At 56.1% G+C, this 20844-nt stretch carries 13 protein-coding genes and 3 rRNA genes; 5 read left to right on the top strand and 11 right to left on the bottom strand.

What is annotated here, in order from left to right:
* Positions 1 to 58 precede the first annotated feature (58 nt).
* From rrf to M4NBBH2_RS06530, 3 genes are all read right to left on the bottom strand, one after another.
* Positions 59 to 173, bottom strand: a 5S ribosomal RNA gene (gene rrf, locus M4NBBH2_RS06540).
* A gap of 160 nt (positions 174 to 333) precedes the next feature.
* Positions 334 to 3216 (bottom strand): 23S ribosomal RNA (locus M4NBBH2_RS06535).
* A 280-nt stretch (positions 3217 to 3496) separates the two neighbouring features.
* Positions 3497 to 5029: ribosomal RNA gene (locus tag M4NBBH2_RS06530) — 16S ribosomal RNA — on the bottom strand.
* Together the 16S, 23S and 5S rRNA genes form the textbook arrangement of a ribosomal RNA operon.
* 341 nt (positions 5030 to 5370) lie before the next feature.
* Here M4NBBH2_RS06530 and M4NBBH2_RS06525 point away from each other — a divergent pair.
* The gene (locus tag M4NBBH2_RS06525; RefSeq protein ID WP_116270193.1) at positions 5371 to 5850 is read left to right on the top strand and encodes a dihydrofolate reductase; all 480 of its coding nucleotides are present in this window, start codon (positions 5371 to 5373) and stop codon (positions 5848 to 5850) included.
* Positions 5851 to 6099: 249 nt separating this feature from the next.
* Complete coding sequence (locus tag M4NBBH2_RS11780) at positions 6100 to 6420, top strand: hypothetical protein (protein ID WP_170135112.1); 321 nt, start codon at positions 6100 to 6102, stop codon at positions 6418 to 6420.
* Between the two features lie 33 nt (positions 6421 to 6453).
* Here the strand turns inward: M4NBBH2_RS11780 and M4NBBH2_RS06515 are convergent, their stop codons facing one another.
* Together M4NBBH2_RS06515 and M4NBBH2_RS06510 are read right to left on the bottom strand one after the other, a co-directional pair.
* Positions 6454 to 7053, bottom strand: a complete 600-nt coding sequence (locus M4NBBH2_RS06515) for a DNA-deoxyinosine glycosylase (protein WP_116270191.1) — start codon at positions 7051 to 7053, stop codon at positions 6454 to 6456.
* A 241-nt stretch (positions 7054 to 7294) separates the two neighbouring features.
* Positions 7295 to 7843, bottom strand: coding sequence for an NAD(P)H-dependent oxidoreductase (locus M4NBBH2_RS06510; RefSeq protein WP_116270190.1), 549 nt, complete (start codon positions 7841 to 7843; stop codon positions 7295 to 7297).
* A gap of 128 nt (positions 7844 to 7971) precedes the next feature.
* Between M4NBBH2_RS06510 and M4NBBH2_RS06505 the strand changes: the two genes are divergently transcribed.
* A complete protein-coding gene (locus M4NBBH2_RS06505) occupies positions 7972 to 8862 on the top strand; it encodes a DMT family transporter (RefSeq protein ID WP_116270189.1) in 891 nt (296 codons plus the stop codon).
* A gap of 153 nt (positions 8863 to 9015) precedes the next feature.
* Here M4NBBH2_RS06505 and M4NBBH2_RS06500 read toward each other — a convergent pair whose 3' ends face one another.
* From M4NBBH2_RS06500 to smc, 6 genes are all read right to left on the bottom strand, one after another.
* Positions 9016 to 10419 (bottom strand): FAD-binding oxidoreductase, encoded by a 1404-nt coding sequence (locus M4NBBH2_RS06500; protein WP_116270188.1) that lies wholly within the window; start codon positions 10417 to 10419, stop codon positions 9016 to 9018.
* Positions 10420 to 10502: 83 nt separating this feature from the next.
* Positions 10503 to 11300 carry a MetQ/NlpA family ABC transporter substrate-binding protein gene (locus M4NBBH2_RS06495; RefSeq protein WP_116270187.1) on the bottom strand — a complete coding sequence of 266 codons (798 nt, stop codon included), beginning with the start codon at positions 11298 to 11300 and terminating at the stop codon, positions 10503 to 10505.
* Positions 11301 to 11451: 151 nt separating this feature from the next.
* Positions 11452 to 12210: an S-methyl-5'-thioinosine phosphorylase gene (locus tag M4NBBH2_RS06490; RefSeq protein ID WP_116270186.1), complete on the bottom strand. Its 759-nt coding sequence runs from the start codon at positions 12208 to 12210 to the stop codon at positions 11452 to 11454.
* Positions 12207 to 14312 carry an NAD-dependent DNA ligase LigA gene (gene ligA / locus M4NBBH2_RS06485; protein WP_116270185.1) on the bottom strand — a complete coding sequence of 702 codons (2106 nt, stop codon included), beginning with the start codon at positions 14310 to 14312 and terminating at the stop codon, positions 12207 to 12209. Before ligA ends, M4NBBH2_RS06490 begins: the two co-directional genes overlap by 4 nt.
* Positions 14313 to 14423: 111 nt before the next feature.
* Positions 14424 to 15536: a hypothetical protein gene (locus M4NBBH2_RS06480; RefSeq protein WP_116270184.1), complete on the bottom strand. Its 1113-nt coding sequence runs from the start codon at positions 15534 to 15536 to the stop codon at positions 14424 to 14426.
* Positions 15537 to 15671: 135 nt separating this feature from the next.
* The gene (gene smc, locus M4NBBH2_RS06475; RefSeq protein ID WP_116270183.1) at positions 15672 to 19199 is read right to left on the bottom strand and encodes a chromosome segregation protein SMC; all 3528 of its coding nucleotides are present in this window, start codon (positions 19197 to 19199) and stop codon (positions 15672 to 15674) included.
* Between the two features lie 184 nt (positions 19200 to 19383).
* Between smc and queF the strand changes: the two genes are divergently transcribed.
* Complete coding sequence (gene queF / locus M4NBBH2_RS06470; RefSeq protein WP_022443238.1) at positions 19384 to 19803, top strand: preQ(1) synthase; 420 nt, start codon at positions 19384 to 19386, stop codon at positions 19801 to 19803.
* A gap of 47 nt (positions 19804 to 19850) precedes the next feature.
* Complete coding sequence (prmB, locus tag M4NBBH2_RS06465) at positions 19851 to 20774, top strand: 50S ribosomal protein L3 N(5)-glutamine methyltransferase (protein WP_116270182.1); 924 nt, start codon at positions 19851 to 19853, stop codon at positions 20772 to 20774.
* Positions 20775 to 20844: the final 70 nt, after the last annotated feature.

The following is a 20844-nucleotide window of genomic DNA, read 5'->3' as shown; positions in this document are numbered from 1 at the left end:
AAGTATGCACATAAAACAAAACCCTCGAAAGAAAACTTTCGAGGGTCTTGAAAGGGGAGCCTGACAGTGACCTACTTTCACCGGAAATACAACCGACTATCATTGGCGCGAGAGCGTTTCACCGTCCTGTTCGGAATGGGAAGGGGTGGGGCCACTCTGCTATGGCCGTCAGGCAAAGGCTTTGCTTTCGAAGTTTTTTAAGGACTTCTCAAGCGAATTCTTTGGGAAGGAATGAAATCACATGGCTTGCTTTTCCACATTCACACATTTCTTTCTTTTTGCAAGCTTCCTTTCAAAACCATTTGCTGTCATTTAATCAAGCAGCACGGTTATAGGATCAAGCCGCACGGGCAATTAGTACCAGTTAGCTTCACGCCTCACAGCGCTTCCACACCTGGCCTATCAACGTCCTGGTCTCGGACGACCCTTCAGGGAGGTCAAGCCTCCGGGAAGACTAATCTTCAGGCAAGTTTCCCGCTTAGATGCTTTCAGCGGTTATCTCTTCCGCACATAGCTACTCGGCAATGCGACTGGCGTCACAACCGATACACCAGAGGTGCGTCCACTCCGGTCCTCTCGTACTAGGAGCAGCCCCTGTCAATCTTCCAGCGCCCGCGGTAGATAGGGACCAAACTGTCTCACGACGTTTTAAACCCAGCTCACGTACCTCTTTAAATGGCGAACAGCCATACCCTTGGGACCGGCTACAGCCCCAGGATGAGATGAGCCGACATCGAGGTGCCAAACACCGCCGTCGATATGAACTCTTGGGCGGTATCAGCCTGTTATCCCCAGAGTACCTTTTATCCGTTGAGCGATGGCCCTTCCATACAGAAGCCACCGGATCACTATGACCTGCTTTCGCATCTGCTCGACTTGTCTGTCTCGCAGTCAGGCACGCTTTTCCCATTGCAGTATCCTCACGATTTCCGACCGTGATTAGCGTACCTTCGCACTCCTCCGTTACCCTTTAGGAGGAGACCGCCCCAGTCAAACTGCCCACCATGCACGGTCCCCAGCCAGGATCACTGGCCCAGGTTAGAACCTCAAACAAATCAGGGCGGTATTTCAACGACGGCTCCGAATGAACTGGCGTCCATTCTTCAAAGCCTCCCGCCTATCCTACACAGATCGGTTCAAAGTCCAATGCAAAGCTACAGTTAAGGTTCATGGGGTCTTTCCGTCTAGCCGCGGGGAGATTGCATCATCACAAACATTTCAATTTCACTGAGTCTCGGGAGGAGACAGTGTGGCCATTATTATGCCATTCGTGCAGGTCGGAACTTGCCCGACAAGGAATTTCGCTACCTTAGGACCGTTATAGTTACGGCCGCCGTTTACTGGGACTTCGATCAGGAGCTTGCACCCCATCAATTAATCTTCCAGCACCGGGCAGGCATCACGCCCTATACGTCGACTTTCATCTTTGCAGAGCGCTGTGTTTTTAGTAAACAGTTACAGCCACCGATTCTCTGAGACCTCTTCACCCTCCGGGTTTCTCTCCCGTCAAGCTACAAAGGCACACCTTCTTCCGAAGTTACGGTGTCAATTTGCCGAGTTCCTTCTCCCGAGTTCTCTCAAGCGCCTGAGCATATTCAGCTCACCCACCTGTGTCGGTTTACGGTACGGTCGCCGTTGAACTGAAGCTTAGAGGTTTTTCCTGGAAGCGCTTCCAGTGGCTTCGTCTTCAAAAGAAGACCCGATCCTTCGTCCTGGGTATACGCCTGCGGATTTGCCTGCAGGCACCCATCGCTCGGAAGCCGGGACATCCAACACCCGGTCCACTCTGGCTGCTCCGTCACCCCATCGCATTCAACGCCGGTTCAGGAATATTAACCTGATTTCCATCAGCTACGCTTCTCAGCCTGGCCTTAGGAACCGACTCACCCTGCTCCGATTAACGTAGAGCAGGAAACCTTGGGTTTGCGGCGAGCGGGCTTTTCACCCGCTTTATCGTTACTCATGTCAGCATTCGCACTTCTGATACCTCCAGCAGACCTTACGATCCACCTTCGCAGGCTTACAGAACGCTCCCCTACCACTCACACTCAAAGTGTGAATCCGCAGCTTCGGTTATCAACTTAGCCCCGTTACATCTTCCGCGCGGAAGGACTCGATCAGTGAGCTATTACGCTTTCTTTGAAGGATGGCTGCTTCTAAGCCAACTTCCTGACTGTTTTAGCCTTTCCACTTCGTTTTCCACTTAGCTGATATTAGGGACCTTAGCTGGCGGTCTGGGTTGATTCCCTTTTGAGTCCGGACGTTAGCACCCGGTGCTCTGTCTCCTGCGCGAAGCTTTCTGGTATTCGGAGTTTGCCATAGTTTGGTAAGACGCCATGTCCCCCTAGCTATAACAGTGCTCTACCCCCAGAAGCTCATGCGCAAGGCACTACCTCAATAGTTTTCGGGGAGAACCAGCTATCTCCAGATTTGTTAAGCCTTTCACCCCTAACCACAGCTCATCCTCTGGTTTTGCAACACCAGTAGGTTCGGCCCTCCAGTGTGTGTTACCACACCTTCAGCCTGGCCATGGTTAGCTCATCTGGTTTCGGGTCTATGCCATGCGACTGAATCGCCCTGTTCGGACTCGCTTTCGCTGCGCCTCCCCTAGTCGGTTAGGCTTGCCACATAACATAAGTCGCTGACCCATTATGCAAAAGGTACGCAGTCACCCCGAAGGGCTCCTACTGTTTGTATGCATGCGGTTTCAGAATCTATTTCACTCCCCTCCCGGGGTTCTTTTAACCTTTCCTTCACAGTACTAGTACGCTATCGGTCGATCACGAGTATTTAGCCTTGGAGGATGGTCCCCCCATGTTCAGCCAGGGTTTCACGTGCCCCGACCTACTTTTCGAATCCTCAGTACCTTGAGATGAACGTCCCGTACGGGGCTATCACCCACTATGGCGAGCCTTTCCAGACTCTTCCAGTGTTCTTCTCAATATCGAATTCAGGCTGTTCCGGTTTCGCTCGCCGCTACTTCCGGAATCTCGGTTGATTTCTTTTCCTGCAGCTACTGAGATGTTTCAGTTCGCCGCGTTCGCCTCCATGCGCTATGTATTCACGCATGGATCAAGCTAAAGCTTGGAGTTCCCTCATTCGGAGATCCCCGGATCAAAGCTCGTTGTCAGCTCCCCGGGGCTTTTCGCAGACTGCCGCGTCCTTCATCGCCTGTGATCGCCAAGGCATCCACCACATGCACTTAGTCGCTTGATCCTATAACCCTGCCGCCTTTTACCCGGCACGGTTTCAATCGACTTGTAACGTGTCGCTGTTCTCTAAATGTTGCTTCGGTTTCTTGGAGAAACTTGCAAATTTGTGAATGCAATCACAACCCATGTTCATAACTGCCCTGAAATACCCTCATCAAGTATTCCAGGCACTTAGAACTTTCATTCCTTCCTAATTGTTAAAGAACAACCGAACATAGTCTTCATTTCTCAGAAGACAACGAACGATAAGTATGAGCACCTGTCTTGAGAACTTCGTTCTCTTAAAAGGAGGTGATCCAGCCGCACCTTCCGGTACTGCTACCTTGTTACGACTTCACCCCAGTCATGGAACCCACCGTGGTCGCCGTCCTCCTTGCGGTTGGACAAACGCCTTCTGGCAAACCCCACTCCCATGGTGTGACGGGCGGTGTGTACAAGACCCGGGAACGTATTCACCGCGGCATGCTGATCCGCGATTACTAGCGATTCCGACTTCATGCAGTCGAGTTGCAGACTGCAATCCGGACTACGATCGGTTTTCTGGGATTAGCTCCGCCTCCCGGCTTCGCTGCCCTCTGTTCCGACCATTGTATGACGTGTGAGGCCCTAGCCGTAAGGGCCATGAGGACTTGACGTCATCCCCATCTTCCTCCGGTTTGTCACCGGCGGTCTCATCAGAGTGCTCTTGCGTAGCAACTGATGACAAGGGTTGCGCTCGTTGCGGGACTTAACCCAACATCTCACGACACGAGCTGACGACAGCCATGCAGCACCTGTGTTCAGGCTCCCTTGCGGGCACTCCAGACTTTCATCCGGATTCCTGACATGTCAAGGCTAGGTAAGGTTTTTCGCGTTGCGTCGAATTAATCCACATCATCCACCGCTTGTGCGGGTCCCCGTCAATTCCTTTGAGTTTTAATCTTGCGACCGTACTTCCCAGGCGGTCAGCTTCACGCGTTGGCTTGGTTACCCAGGAATTGCTTCCCGAACAATCAGCTGACATCGTTTAGGGCGTGGACTACCAGGGTATCTAATCCTGTTTGCTCCCCACGCTTTCGTGCATGAGCGTCAGTCATGTCCCAGAGGGCTGCCTTCGCCATTGGTGTTCTTCCGCATATCTACGCATTTCACTGCTACACGCGGAATTCCACCCTCCTCTGACAAACTCTAGCCATGCAGTCACAAATGCAGTTCCCAGGTTAAGCCCGGGGATTTCACATCTGTCTTGCATAGCCGCCTGCGCACCCTTTACGCCCAGTAATTCCGATTAACGCTTGCACCCTACGTATTACCGCGGCTGCTGGCACGTAGTTAGCCGGTGCTTATTCTTCAGATACCGTCAGCGGAACGTATTATTCGTACGTCCCTTTTCGTCTCTGACAAAAGCGGTTTACAACCCGAAGGCCTTCATCCCGCACGCGGCATGGCTGGATCAGGGTTTCCCCCATTGTCCAAAATTCCCCACTGCTGCCTCCCGTAGGAGTCTGGGCCGTGTCTCAGTCCCAATGTGGCTGATCATCCTCTCAGACCAGCTACTGATCGTCGCCTTGGTAAGCTTTTATCTCACCAACTAGCTAATCAGACATCGGCCGCTCCTGTCGCGCGAGGTCTTGCGATCCCCCGCTTTCACCCTCAGGTCTCATGCGGTATTAGCTGATCTTTCGATCAGTTATCCCCCACAACAGGACACGTTCCGATGCATTACTCACCCGTTCGCCACTCGCCGGCAGGAGCAAGCTCCCCCGCTGCCGTTCGACTTGCATGTGTAAGGCATGCCGCCAGCGTTCAATCTGAGCCAGGATCAAACTCTTGAGTTCAATCACTGCTATTACTTCATTTGCCTCAGTTTCCTGAGGCGTCGCGCTCAAAATTATCGACTGGTAATTTTCAGAAGTTATTCACTTCTGCATCATTCCATTCGTCTTTTCAAGCACCTGATTTTTATGAGCTGAAGCTCTTCAAAACCAGATGCTCACGCTTATCGGTTCGTTATTCAGTTTTTAAAGATCGTCACTGCATCGCAGCGACAGGACGAGTATCTTACCCTCTCAATTTTAAAAATGCAAATATTTTTTTATTTATTTTTTCATCTGACTCAAAATCGATAGGTAAAACCGCTATTATTGAATGAGTTAGACCTTTTAAAAAAGAGATTCTCATGACTGCTCTTGCTTTGATCGTCGCCCGGTCTCACAACGGTGTGATCGGCCTGAATGGACAAATGCCCTGGCATATCCCGGCTGATCTGCGCTTCTTCAAAGAAACCACCACTGGATACCCGGTCATTATGGGGTGGAACACCTGGGTTTCAATTGGCCGCCCGCTTCCTCGCCGCCGCAATATCGTCCTCTCCCGTACGCATACGGAGTTAATCCCCGGTATTGAAATTGTCCGGACACTCTCAGACGCTCTTCTTCTCCTCGATAAGGAAGAAAAGGCTTTCGTGATCGGCGGTGCCTATACCTACCGCGAGGCTCTTCCCCGGATTTCCGAAGCTTATATAACCGAAATCGACCAGGACTTTGATGGCGACACTTTCTTCACCATGACTGATCCTGATGCCTGGAATATCGAAGAAGTCGGAACCTTTGAGGACGGCGGCTGCACCGGACGCTTTACTCACTGGGTCAGAAAATAAACGTTTCGATCGTCACAATAGGAAATACTTCTCCATCGCTCTTTTGCAATAGGAAAGGGCAAAATAAAGAGTAAGGCGATCGATAACAATCGTGTGCCCGCGCTTTTATGTGGAGGGAATCTATGAAAAAATTCATATCTGCTTTGGTTGCAGGCGCCATGCTCGCTGTTGCAGCAGCGCCTGCACTCGCAGGTCCTGGCGGCCCGGGCCCCGGTCCGGGCTGGGGACCTGGTCCCGGCCCCCGCTGGCATGCCGCGCCTCCGCCGCCTCCCCGCGGCGGTTGGGGTTGGGGGGCACCGCTATTGGGGTCCCGGTGACTGGATTCTGCCCTTCGGTGTAGGAGTCGGTCTTCTTGCTCTCGCCGCAACTCCCAGCCATACAACTAGCACGGTTCCCGCAGCACCGGTTCAGACTCAGCCGGCGCCCCCGGTCAACGTGACGATCAATAACACCCCTGCCTCTTCCTCGGTGGCAACTCAGGATTATTTCTATTGCCCCGCACAGAAGGGCTACTATCCGACGATTCCCAGCTGCCCGACCGGCTGGATCAAGATCACGCCTCAGGGCTGACCCTTCTGTCGGGATTGCCTCAGGAGCCCCGGTTCAATCACGAACCGGGGCTTTTTTATTGGCTTTCAGTTCTGACGCGGCTTCATCAGCAAGAGGAATACCCGCCTTAAGGAAAGCCTGTCTCCAGGCAGACGCCAGCTTTTCGAAATTCCAGGCCGCGTTCGCTGGAGATGTCGATGGCAGACTGATAAAAGCAATATCCGGCCGTTCAGCTATCAGCTGACGAAAGATCTGCCTGAAAACGGATTCCGACTTTTTCCCATTGAAAAAAACAAAATGGATCCCTGGGTTCTCTTTCAGGATCCTGTCAACCGGGTTCGGTTCAATCTCCCGGATTGCTGAATCCAGACTTCCTTCCCGCACGCAGGAACCGACGGAATCCCAGAGCGCGATGCCATGGCTGCTCAGAATTTCAATTCCAGTTTTATATGCCGGTCTCGTCTTATTGCCGGCAAGCAGCCAATTCATCAGACTCCAGAAACGATTTCTGGGATGAGCGTAGTACTCGTCCTCTTCCAGAGACTTTTCGCTCGGCATGGATCCAAGAATCAGGGCTTGAGGATCCCTTCCAACGAGGGGAGCAAAGCCCCGGATCCTGACTGGCAGTTCGGTATTTTTGGAACCCTCTCCCATCTGAGCCTCGATTGTGCTTTTCTGATTACGAATCAACCTATTGTATGCATTGCGAGTATTCGGATCTGCCCCTCACACTCACGCCGCCGGACCTGCCACATAAATTATCTATTTGATTTAATGAATAAATAAGCAGATGATCCCTCACCTATATTTTTTTCAAGATATCCACAATTTTTGTGGATTACCCTTTCTGCAAAAACCTTATAGCAGTTCAAATTTAAGGATTTAGGCTTACTGCTTATTTTTTGGGCAGACGCGACAGTTCATCCAGTTTTCTGACATAATTGTCAGACGCTCTTTCGAGCTCGGTTTGAGACATCCTCATGGCGCCGTAAAAAGCGTCAATCCCCAGAACCTCGACGCCTGCCAGACGCGCGGAAAGCGTGAGCGGCAGAAGCAGTTCTTCAAGCGTATGGCCTATCCGCCCCGAGGCGGAGTAATCAGCATCCCCCAGTTCGGTCGTTACGGCAAGCATCAGACGCTTACCGGGGAGAACTTTCTTCGGCGCACCGAAATCAGAAAACCAAACGGTGTCCAGATAAGTTTTCACTGTAGCCGGAAACGTCATCGACCAGATCGGAAACTGCATGACAAGGATATCGGCGTTCTGAATGCGCACCCGCTCACGCTCAACATCCACTCTCTCCAGATAGTCCCCGTATTGGGTTTCCATCTGCTGGAAGCTTAGCGAAGTCACCCGCCTGGCAGCCGCTGCAAGCCGCTTATTCGCGCGGCTCTCGAACCAGTGCGGATGAAACACCTGAAGAAGAATATTTCTGGATCCCATGTTGAAATACAAAGTCCGTTCTTATTTTTCCATCACCTTACCGCATTTCGACGGCTCCGGTTCCGTTAAAATGAGCAGTTCTGTCTGCAGGAGTCATTCCTGCCAGTTCTGAATCCGCAGCTTTCCAAATGCCAATCAAGAATTTTCTGATACTGCTTCTGACCGCCATGATCTGGGGAACCGCCTTTGTCGGGCAGGCTCTCGGCATGGAGTATGTTCCTCCTTTCACTTTCACGGCGGGGCGATCCTTGCTTGGCGCTCTGGTCCTGGTCCCGGTCATTTATTTTCTGGATCGATTCAAGAGTCCGGCGCGCCGCGCTGAGGAGTCGACACCGGAAGCCAAAAAGCTTGTCTGGGTCGGCGGCATTCTCTGCGGCATCGCGCTTTTCGCTGCTGAAAGCTTTCAGCAGTTCGGTCTCATTCAGACTCCTGTCGGAAAGGCCGGGTTCCTGACTGCGCTCTACATCATCTTTGTACCGCTCATTGCCCTGTTCCGGGGAAAAAGAAGCTCCGGGATTCTCTGGATCGCGGTTCTGATCGCCATGGCGGGACTCTACTTCCTTTCCGTAAAAGGCGATTTTTCTGTCGGCTCAGGCGATATTCTCTGCATTGCAGGCGCCGTCTGCTACGCGATCCAGATTCTCATCATCGATCGTTATGCCCCCAAAGTGGATGGCGTCAAGCTCTCCTGCATCATGTTCCTGACGGGCGGGGTGCTCGGCGCGTTCTTTACTCTGATCTTTGAGCCTGGGTTGACGCTGAGCGCAATCAAGGCGGCACTGCCCGCTATTCTCTATGTTGGGATCCTCTCTAACGGGGTCGCCTACACCCTACAGGTCATCGGACAGAAGGGAGCCAATCCGACAATCGCGTCCCTCACAATGAGCCTGGAATCCGTCTTTGCCGTGATATCCGGTTGGCTTATTCTCGGTCAGACACTGAATTCGCGTGAAGCGCTTGGATGCCTGCTAATGGCATGCGCGATTGTGATTGCTCAGCTGCCCACTAAAAATAAATAGGAATTATTTGCATTTGTCGACCGAGATCCATACAATTCGGTTATGGCAAGCATAGAGACTTTTCAGGGGCGGATCCGCAAGGAATCCGCCCCTTTTTTCATCACCTGAAGGAAGAGCCTCAGTCTGACAGACGGCTCCTCCCGAACCGCTCAGTTACTTCCTGTCCGGCAGCAGCTTTCCGGGATTCATGATGCCGTTCGGATCCAGCGCGTGACTGATTTTCACCATGAGCTCTAACTCAAGCGGATCCTTAAGCTGCAGGAAGTGCTCCCGCTTCAGCTGACCGATACCGTGTTCCGCCGAAATAGACCCATTCCGTTTCACGGTTTCTTCATATGTGATCTTCCGAATGCCCTCTTCATTCTCAAAGGCGAGGTTCGAAGGAATTGAACCAATATTGAAGTGAAGATTGCCGTCACCCAGGTGACCGTAAAGCGAAGGATCTAGCCACGGATACGCGTCCTTCAGACGCCGCACTGTAACATCAAGGAATTCCGGAATCAGAGCGATCTTCAGACTGATGTCGTTATGGAGGTTATTTCCCACACGGGCATCGGCTTCCGGAATCGATTCCCGGATTTTCCAGAACGCTTCAAACTCTTTAAGCGACTGAGCGAGATAAGCGTTCTTCACAATTCCATCCTCAAAAGCCTTGCCAAGGATTTCTTCAAGAGACGGGCCGGAATCCGGTGAGCAGGAGACTTCTGCGAGAACCCACCAGGGACAGTCATCAACAGGCCCTGGAAGTCCGATGTCAGGGAGCTGTTCATGAACCCGGACCAGACACTTGGACTGCATCAGTTCAAACCCGGTAAGGTAAGGACCAGCCGCTGTACGGCATTCATTGAGGAGCTTCACCGCGTCGTCCGGAGACTCAACACCGACAAGCGCCGTCTGATTCCCTATCGGCTGCGGATAAAGCTTCAGGACAGCGCGGGTAATGACCCCCAGAGTTCCTTCCGACCCAATGAAAAGCTGCTTCAGATCGTACCCCGTATTGTCTTTACGGAGGCCGCGGAGCGCAGTCCAGATCCGCCCATCGGGAAGCACCACTTCAAGACCAAGGCATAGATCCCGCATATTCCCGTACCGAAGCACGGCAGTGCCGCCCGCGTTAGTAGCGAGATTCCCGCCGATCTCAGCGGACCCCTTGGCTCCGAAAGAAAGCGGGAAAAAGCGCCCTTTCTCCTCAACGGCTTTATGAAGGTCTTCAAGAATGACACCGGCTTCAACCGTCACCGTGTCATTCACGGTATCGATATCCTCAATCTTGTTCAGACGGCTGAGAGACAGCAGGATGGCGTTCCCGGAATCATCCGGAATCGAACCGCCGACAAGCGTTGTTCCACCCGCCTGGGGCACCACAGGAGTTCGGGTTTCATTGGCGATACGAACCACACGGGAGACTTCTTCCGTATTGGCAGGGCGCACGACCACGGCCTTCCCTACAAACCGTTTGGTCCAGTCTACAAGGAACGGCTTAGTTGCCTCATCCTCGGTCAGAACATACTTTTCACCGACCGCCGCTTTCAGTTTTTCAATAATTTCTGCGTTCATGCTTCAACTCTTCAGAATGCCAAAAACCCGGCAAAGGATTTTGCCGGGATGAGGATTTCTGCCTGTCAGGCTGCTTCTTCTTTTTAGAAGGAGGGAACCACAGCGCCCTTGTACTTCGTCAGAATAAACTTCTTCGTGGCCGGAGACTGCAGTGCCTTCACAAGCTTCTGCACCCGGGGATCATTCTGATCGCCCTTGCGGGTAGCGACCACGAGAGCGTACGGGCTACGCTTGTCTTCGAGGTAGATCGAATCCTTCAGCGGATTGAGACCGATACCAAGCGCGTAGTTGGAGTTCACCACGGCAATATCGACGTCCTTCAGGCTGCGCGGCACCTGAGCTGCTTCAAGTTCGACAAACTTCAGCTTCTTCGGGTTCGAGACAACATCAATCGGAGTCGCTTCATAGCCGACGCCGGAACGCAGCTTAATGAGACCTGCGGACTGGAGAAGAAGCAGGGCACGGCCGCCGTTAGACGGATCATTCGGAATCGACACGCGGGCGCCGTTCGGCACGTTCTTCAGGCTCTTCAGCTTCTGAGAGTAAACAGCCATCGGGAGAATGTAGATCGGCGCAACACGAACCGCGTTGATATGACGCTGACGGACTGCGTTATCAAGGAAAGGCTGATGCTGATAGAAGTTGACATCCACTTCCTTAGCGTCCAGAGCCGCGTTCGGAGCAATGTAGTCCGTGAATTCAATAATCTTGAGGTCAATGCCTTCCTTCGCAAGGATCGGCTTCACAAACTTCAGCACTTCGCCCTGCGGAACAGGCGTAGCGGCAATCTTCAGCTCCTTAAGGGGAGCGGCAGAGGCGGAGAAAGAGCCGGCGGCGAGGATCGCGGCAGCGGCGGCGGATAGCAGAGTACGACGATTCATGATGTTCTTCCCTATTTCCTGATGTTCGGTATTTCTCTTTATCTTCGCCGGAAGGCCTTGAGGGAGGCCTGTCCGGCGTGCTGTTGAGATAACCTTATCTGAAAATACGGAAAATCAGCTGAAAATCTCCCTTTTCCTTGCGGTATTACTTTTACTGAGCTGAGAGAACCGCTGTGCGGATGATCTCCCGGACACCAGCCGTCATCCGCTCCATGCTTTCCTTAATCGATTCAAAATCAATACTTTCCTTTGAATCCGAAATTCCCGCGGCCCAGTTGACCGACAGACCGAGGAGCGCATACCGAAGCCCTGCTTCACGCGCCACGGCTGCCTCAGGACAGGCTGTCATGCCGATCATCGCGCCGCCCAGCTGTGACACAACCCGGACTTCAGCTGCGGTTTCCAGTCTCGGTCCCTGCGTGCACCAGTAAACACCGCCATCCATGACAGGAACCTCAGCCGCGAGTGCCGCCTTAATGAGTTCCTGCCTCAGGCCCTCAGAAAAGGGATGCGTGAAATCAACATGCTGCACCCCGGTTTCAGGCCCCGTATAGAACGTGGACTGCCGGCCCCAGGTCCGATCAACCAGATCATCCGGAATGCAGATCGCGCCAGGCGGAAGGGCCTCTGACACAGCGCCGACCGTTCCGACCGCGAACACGTCTGTCGCACCCGCCTCACGCAGCGCCCAGAGATTCGCCGCATAGGGAATCGCGTGCGGCGGATAGCGGTGATTCTCTCCATGACGCTGGAGGAACAGCACACGGTGATCGCCGATCCGCCCCTCCAGCACGGGGGACGCCGGAGCGCCGAACGGCATCTCGCGCGGCAGCGCCGCTTCGCTCATCCCCGGAAGCCAGCCATTCTCGAAACCTGACCCCGCGATCAGCGCAAAAACCCGTTCGCTCATTCCGCCCCCTCACCCAGCATCCGGAGGAGCTCCGCTTCGTCAATCACCGTGACTCCCAGCTTTTCTGCCTTCGCGAGTTTGGAACCGGCCGCTTCGCCTGCCACCACGAAGTTCGTCTTCTTCGAAACGGAGCCCGAAACGCGGCCGCCTGCCGCGAGGATCCGGTCACTCGCTTCATCGCGCGACAGATTGGGAAGCGTGCCGGTCAGCACAAAGGTCTTTCCGGCGACTTCTGAAGCCGACTCCCCATCTGCCGGTTCAGAAGCAGCAGGGGCCTTCGCCTCAGGCCAGGTGACACCCGACTCCTGAAGCGCCCGGATCACATCGCGGTTACCGGGAGCCGCGAAGAAACTCGTGATCGATTCCGCGATCACTTCGCCCACATCCGGCACTTCAAGACACTCTTCAGGCGTAGCCTTTTCAAGCGCCTCAAGAGTTCTGAAGTGGGAAGCAAGGTCTCGCGCTGTAGCTTCCCCGACATGGCGGATACCGAGCGCGAAGATAAAGCGGGCGAGCGTCGTCTGCTTGGAGCGTTCAATCGACGTGATGATGTTTCCGGCAGACTTTTCCCCCATACGCTCAAGGGTCATCAGGCTTTCCGCGGTCAGCCGATAAAGATCAGCCGGCGTCTTGACGAGCCCCTTTTCAGTAAGCAGATTGACGAGCTTTTCACCCACACCGTCAATCCCCATCGCGCGGCGGCTGGCAAAGTGAAGAATCGAAAGCTTCATCTGGGCCGGGCAGAAAAGACCGCCTGTGCAGCGCGTGTCTTTCTCCTCCTCATCGCGGATTGTCGCGGAGCCGCAGACCGGGCAGGTCTTCGGCATCTCGAATTCCACGGTTCCCTCAGGACGCCGGTCCTTCATCACGCGGACGATTTCTGGAATCACGTCACCGGCGCGGCGGATCACAACGGTATCCCCTACCCGGAGATCAAGCTCATGAATGAAGTCTTCGTTATGCAGCGTGGCGTTCGACACATTCGCGCCGCCTACAAAGACAGGCTCCAGGCGGGCAACCGGTGTGAGACGCCCGGTGCGGCCCACCTGCACATCGATCCCAAGAACCTTCGTAAAAGCTTCTTCCGGCGGATACTTGTGCGCGCAGGCCCAGCGCGGTTCGCGGGCGACAAAACCAAGGCGCCGCTGAAGATCAAACCGGTTCACCTTGTAAACCACGCCATCAATCCCGAAGGGGAGCGTATTTCTGATCTTCGCGACGTAGAGATGGAAGGCTTCAAGCTCTTCAGGCGAGTGGCAGATGCGCCTTGTGTCCGCGACCGGGAACCCGAGGCTCTTCAGCCGTTCAAGCGAACCCTCCTGGCTTTCCGCAAAGGGACCTGCTTCCGTTGACACCTCACCGAGGCTATAGGCATAGAAATGCAGGCGGCGCTTCGCGGTCACCGAAGGATCCAGCTGCCTCAGGCAGCCGGCAGCCGCGTTCCGGGCGTTCACGAAAGTTTTTTCTCCCGCTTCTTCCTGCTTCTTATTCAAGGCAAGAAAGTCTTCCGTATGCATGATCGCCTCGCCCCGGACCTCCAGAATCTCGGGATAGATCCCCGTCAGTTTCAGAGGAATTGTCCGGATCGTGCGCGCGTTGGCCGTGACATCCTCACCGACAATACCGTCCCCCCGGGTAGCTGCCGAAACGAGAACCCCCTTCTCATACCGGAGATTGATCGCGAGACCGTCAAACTTCAGCTCCGCGACATATTCAACCGGAGGATCCTCGGGCTTCAGCCCGAGGGCATTCCTGACACGCTCATCAAACGCGCGGGCCCCCTCCGCGGAAAAATCGGTCTCCGTATGGATCGACAGCATCGGAACGCTGTGCGTCACCTTCGCCATATCTGACTTCGGTGCGCCGCCCACGCGGAGCGTCGGTGATGTGGGGCTCACGAGCTGCGGGTATTCGGCCTCGAGCGCCTGTAGCCGGCGGAAAGCCTGGTCATACACAGCGTCTGACACCGAAGGCGAATCCTCAACGTAATACTCGCGGTTCCAGCGTTCAAGATCTGCTTCAAGACGGCGCATTTCCTCTGCCGCCGCTTCTGAAAGCGGGCCCTTTGCCCCGGGGATCTTTCCGTCAGCCATTTCGTTCATCACTCAAGCCTTTCACCAAAAATGCGGTCAGCAGGCGCTTTCCGCAGACTCAAAAAAACAGGCCGCGCGGGATTGGCAATCCTCACGCGGCCGCGCTGCAGCACCTGACTCTCAGGCGAAGAGCCGCTTCGTGCGGCGGGTTCCGGGGTCAAGTCCCTGCTTCGACATCGCTTCATAGAAGAAGCGGAGCTGCTGCGTAATGCTCACGATCGCGGCGGAAGTGAGCGGAACGCCGGAGACATCCGTAATCACAGCGTTCTCTCGGGCGGCGATGTAGTTTGCCACGCTGAAAAGCGCTCCAAGAGGATTCTTGGACGGTGCGCAGAGCGCCGGCGTGAGTTCAAGTGTCACCATGAGCGGATTCTCAGGGTGAGGAAGCAGCCGGAGCCACGGGGCCGCGCTGTCGGCGTCCCGCATCACGAGTGCATTCTTTTCCGTATTGAAACCACAGGCCCGGGCGATCTCAACCGCTCTTTGCTGCGTCAGAGGCATCACGCTCTTCACCGCGATCGAAAGCGTGATTCCGAAGCGATCAATGAGAGCCCGGACGGCCTTCGCCTGGGACACCATGCTCGGCACATCAACGATATCGGCATCGGCGTCAAGCGAAGCCGCCACCTGATTCACGGCGGCCGCGAAGTTGCCGGCCGTGAGCTCGTCCACAGTCTTTGTGCGCGTGGCGAGCTGAAGCGTCACGACCATATCGGTATACGTACCGCCGCGCTTGATGTGTTCCCAGAGACGCGTGATCTGATTCTTGGCCTGAATTCTGAGGGGAGTGCCGAAATCCTGATTGAGGGGTTTGATCACGAGCCAGGCCCGATTGGCCGTGAAGGGCTCGGGGCTCTTGATCTTCACGACGATTTCCGTCATCTGATCAATATCAGGTTCTTCATACTGAACATCGTCTCCCTCTTCAGGACGGTATTCACTGAAGAAATTCTCGGTGTCAGCTACCGGCTGAGGTGAAGGAACACTCTCCGGGGTCTGAGCGGGGGCCGGCGTATCGGCAGCGCCCTCTGCCTCCGGCTTATTCTCCGCCGGAGCCGGGGCATCCTCCTTCGCAGCCTCGCCTGATGCCGCAGCGGCGGGTCTTGCCAGCACCCGGGGCTCGACTTTTGTCGGCTCCGCAACTGAGGAGGGCTTGCGGCCGAGGTAAAAATACACGCCGGCTGCCGCCACGAGGATAATGACGATTATCCCCAAAAAAAGTTCAGTATTCATTTCCGCTTCCCGATGTCCGAATTGCGCCCTTCCTGCTGCTGAGGCGCAGCTCCGGAGTACGCCCATACAGTCTTCTTAATTGTAGGGCAGAAAACGCGGGAATGCCGCATTCGACGGTACTCTTCGTGCGAAAAATCACGCCGGGGCGCCTTCTCCGCCCCCCGCGTAATTGACAGCTTCGCGCAGATCGACCGAAACCACCCGGGAAACCCCGGGTTCCCGCATCGTGACACCGATCAGCTGCCCGGCTTTTTCCATCGTGATCCGGTTATGGGTAATCGCGATAAACTGCGTCGCGCTGCTCATCTGCTGCACCATATTGGCAAGCCGCAGCTGATTCGCTTCGTCAAGCGGCGCGTCCACCTCGTCGAGCAGGCAGAACGGCGCCGGATTCAGGCGGAACATGGCAAAAACGAGCGCTGTCGCGGTAAGCGCCTGTTCACCGCCTGAGAGCAGCTTCACCGAAGCGTTCCGCTTTCCGGGCGGCTGAGCCCGGATTTCGATCCCAGCCTCCAGGATCTCGTCCCCGATCAGCTCGAGACTCGCCTCACCGCCTCCGAAAATGCGGCTGAAGAGATCCTTGAAGTTGCTGTTCACCTGATCAAAGGTGTCCTTCAGCACGGCACGGGTTTCAGCATCGATCTTCCGGATTGCCTCTTCGAGCGTCGCGATAGCTTCGTTCAGGTCCTCCACCTGATGCTCCGTCATCTCGAGCGCTTTCTTCGCGGCCTCCAGGTGTTCAAGCGCCGCATGGTTCACGGGGCCAAGCGCTTCGATATCGTTCTCAATCCGGCCGATTTCGTTTCTCACGCCCTGGGTCTTCCAGCCGCCGGTTTCCGCCTCGCGGAGTGACGCCGCGCGGTCAACCCGGCGCTCGGCAATCTGATTGGTGAGCGCCTGAAGCTCAGCCTCAGTGCTGCCCTGCTTCACCTTCATTTCGCCGATCCGCTCCTGCTTCGGGCGTTCGGACTCCGTGATGGAATCTTTCTTCCGGTTAATCTCAGAAAGCTTTTCCGTCAGTTCCGCGGTCTTCTTCTGTGCGGTCTGAAGCTCCGCCTCAGAGTCCGCCTGTTTCGCAAGGACATCCTGCAGGCCATCCCGCTCGGCGTCTTCATCGAGTTCCTCGAGCATCGCGCGGGTTTCCTCAATCGACGCTGTCAGCTCAGCCTCTTCCGAGGAAAGCTTCAGCGCTGACTGTCGGGCATCCCCGGCGCGTTCCAGGGCATGAGCGGCGTTTGTTCTGAGAAGCGTGATCCGGGAGGCTGCGTCACGCGACGCTCTGGACGCTTCATCCATCGCGTTCCGGGCCGCTTCCTCCGCCATTTCGGCATCCTGCGAGGCCTGGCTTGCCGTAGCGAGCCGAGAATCGAGCTCTTCAAAGAGGGACTCAGCCTCTTCATACTCCGCGTCGATTTCTCCTAGCCGCTTCTTCGCCTCTTCGAGATCCGTCCGGATCTGTCCCGCCCGTTTCTTCCAGGCTCCGACTTCAGACTCCAGTTCTTCGGCGCGGAGAGCGGCGGAGTGATAGTCACGCCGCGCGCGCTCGAGTGACGCCTCGGCGCTTCGCAGCGTCGCGGTTGCCGCGTCACGCGCCTTTCCGGTCTCAAGAACATCTGCGAGGATCGCCTGATAACGCTCTGAGGCGCCTGACTGTTCCGCCTTCAGCTGTCGGATCTCTTCCTCACGCTCAAGCGACCCGGCAAGCGGATTCTCTTCCGCCCAGAAAAGCACCGCTCCGCGCTCCGCGATATGCCCATCCCGGGTGATCACAGGAACCCCGCCGTCAGTGGATTGCCTCACAGCGTCATCAAGAGACTCCGCGGTTCTGAAGCGTGAGAGCCAGGTGGCAAGAACCGACGCTGAGGCACCTGAACCCCGCACTTTTGCGGCAAGGGTCCCAGTCCGGTCCGCCGGGGCGTCCGCAGCCCCTTCACGGGACGCGATCGCGAACCGTCCGGGCGGCGTGTCCTGGGCAAGGATGCCGGCGGAATCAAGATTTTCTGTGAGGTACGCGGGAATACGGCCTGAGAGCGCGGCTTCGACCGCTTTTGCCCAGCCGGTTTCAATCTCCGCGCCATCCAGAATCTTTTCGTAGCGGGAAAGACCGTGCGCGGCGGCCCAGGCTTCAAGCTTCCCCTCAGCCCTCGCTTTCTGCTGAATCTCTTCCAGCGCCTGAAGCCTGGCGGTCGCTTCAGAAAGCGTTGCCGAGGCCGAAGCCTTTTCTTCCGCGGCAGCTGCTGCCGCCTCATCCGCTTCAGAGGCAGCGTCACGCGCCTCTTCGAGGGCTGCCTCCCGCTCCTCTAAGTCAGACGCCCGCTCCTCCGCGGTAATCTTCGCCTCTTCAAGTTCGCTCTCGCGGCCGGCCGTTCCAGTGCCGCCTGACGCCTCAGATTCGAGTTTCTCGATCCGGGCCTCAAGCTCACGCTTTTCCCGCTCCAGCGCCTGCTCGCGGAAATTCACTTCGGTAAGCGACTTCTGCGCGAGACGCTCTTCGTCCGCCGCGCGCTTTGAGGCTTCCTTCGCGGATTCCCAGTATTTTTTCGCTTCCGCTGCCCGCTCATCGGTCGCCGCGGCATCCTCCGCTATCGACTCGGCTTCTTCGGAAAGCGAATCCGCTTCCTTAGTGAGCTCCTCGGCCCGGCGCTCGGCGGCTGACGCTTCTTCTCCGGCGCGCGAGAGTTTCGCGCTGTCGCGTGTCACACGGTCAGTGAGAAGCTTCTTCTTCTCCACAATCGCGGCAATCGCGCTCTGCGTTCGCGCGAGTTCCATATTGAGGCGGTTGAGGGCATCGCGTTTCGCGTCCTCATCCTGCTTCGCTACCGTAAGGCTGAGCGAGAGTTCCACAGACTCTTTTTCAAGCGCGGATTTTTCAGCACGCCCCGATTCGATATCCGCCACGGCTTCGGCAATTTTGGCCGCGATCCGGTCACGCGCCGCGATAGCGTCCCGCTCCTGAAGCGACAGCCAGACACCGGCGAGCATTTCCTTGCGGTTATTGAGTGTGCTCCACTTCCCGGCAAGCTCCGCTTCAGCGGAAAGCCTTTCAATATCGGACTTTCTGACTTCCTGCAGATCCGCCACACGGTCAAGATTCGCGCGGGTCGACGCGAGGCGGCTTTCCGCCTCACGCCGTCTCTCTTTATAACGGGAGACGCCGGCTGCCTCTTCGAAGTAGAACCTGAGCTCCTCAGGTTTCGCTTTCACGAAGCTGCTGATCATGCCCTGGCTGATAATCGCGTAGGAGTGCGGCATGAGACCCGTGCCCATGAAAATATCCTGGACATCGCGGCGTCGAACCGGCTGGTTATTGATGAAGTAAGCGCTCTGCCCGTCACGCGTCAGTGTCCGTCGGATCGCGACCTCCGCATAGGCACCCCAGGGCCCGGTCAGCGTTCCGTCACTGTTATCCAGCGTCATTTCGACTGAAGCGCGTCCAGCTGGAGCCCGACCTTCACTCCCCGCGAAAATCAGTTCCAGCATGGAACTCGTCGCGCGGAGCTCGCCCGCCCGGGTTTCACCCATCACCCACCGGACAGCGTCAATGACGTTGCTCTTCCCGCAGCCGTTTGGACCGACGATGCCGACGAATCCGCTCGGGAACTCAATCACCGTCGGGTCCGCAAAGCTCTTGAAACCTGAAATTTTGACCTGTCTTAGGCGCATGTATGTGAGGGATATCGAAGTTTTGCGGGATGAAGCCTGTGACCCGCAGGTGGATGGACTCTATAATATGCGGCTTACTGCTGAGGGACTGATTTTACCCTCTCACGGGCCCGCTTCCGCATGGAACCCGGCACGCGGCTTCCGGACGCGCCCGAAAGAACGTTTTATATAAGGAATAAGTGACATGTCTTCTGCACCGAGCGAAAAGCTTGAGGTCTTTGATAATCCGGCGCCTGAGCGCGACTACGTGATCCACATGGAGATCCCGGAATTCACCTGCCTCTGCCCGCTCACCGGTCAGCCCGACTTCGCCACGCTGATCGTCGACTACATCGCGGACGAAAAGTGCCTTGAGCTGAAGTCGATCAAGCTCTACACCTGGACCTACCGTGAAATGGGCGCCTTCCATGAAGACGTGACAAACCGGATTCTCTCCGACTTCGTCAACGCCATTCATCCGCGCTACATGCGTATCCGCGCCCGGTGGTGGGTCCGCGGCGGCATCTACACCACGGTGATCGCCGAGCACCGCAAGGAAGGCTGGACCCCGGCCCCTGTCGTGCATCTCCCTGACTTCGAAACGAACTCCCCGATGCGCGGCTGATCCGCCTCTGGAACTCTTTAAAGCGCTCACGCGAGAGGAACAATCTGATGCCTCAGAATATTCATGAATCGGTTTCCCGGCTCCGCACAATCCGCGACATGGTCCGCTGGGCCATGACCCGTATGGAGTCGTCCGAAATTTCGTTCGGTCACGGTACCGACGATACGTGGCAGGAAGCGACGTTCCTCGTGCTGCGGGCGCTGCATCTGCCGTTTGAGAAGCTCGAGGCGTTCTGGGACGCCCGGCTGACCGCGGATGAAATCATCAAGATCACGGATCTGATTGAGCGCCGCGTGACGGAGCACGTCCCGGTGCCTTATCTGCTCCACGAAGCCTGGCTCGTGAAGCACCGCTTCTACTGCGATGAAGACGTGCTGATTCCGCGCTCCTTCATTGCGGAACTCCTCGAGGATCAGCTCGCGCCGTGGGTTCAGGATCCGGAAGCGGTCAGCTCCGTGCTCGATATGTGCACGGGCAGCGGGTGCCTCGCGATTCTCGCGGCTGAGGCTTTCCCGAACGCTCACGTCACGGGTGTTGATATCAGCCCGAAGGCGCTTGAAGTCGCCCGTGTGAACCGCGCGGACTATGAAATGGAAGACCAGATCGACCTCGTGCTTTCTGATCTCTTCGATATGCCCGAAGTGAAGACGAAGAAGTGGGACGTCATCATTTCGAATCCGCCTTACGTCACCACGGCCGCCATGGAATCCCTGCCGGATGAATACCGCCTTGAGCCGTCTCTTGCGCTCGAAGCCGGCTTCGACGGAATGGATGTGGTGCGCCGTCTGCTGCCTGAGGCCGCGGATCATCTGACCGAAAACGGCATCCTGGTCGTTGAAGTAGGTGACGGCCGCGAAGCGGTTGAAGCGATCTGGCCTGATCTCCCGCTCACCTGGCTCACGGTCAGCGCAGGTGATGACCTCGTGTTCCTTGCGACCGCCGAAGACCTGAAGCGATACTTCAAGCACTGATTCAGCGTGGGCCTGCTTCTCGCCCGGCTCCGGCAGCTCTGAGGGCGGCGATCTTCGCCGCCTTTTTCAT

It is taken from the genome of Mesosutterella multiformis, from assembly GCF_003402575.1.
GTDB classification, from domain to species: domain Bacteria; phylum Pseudomonadota; class Gammaproteobacteria; order Burkholderiales; family Burkholderiaceae_F; genus Mesosutterella; species Mesosutterella multiformis.
The sequence above is the reverse complement of the archived record's forward strand: the minus strand, read 5'-3'. Positions and strand labels throughout refer to the sequence as shown.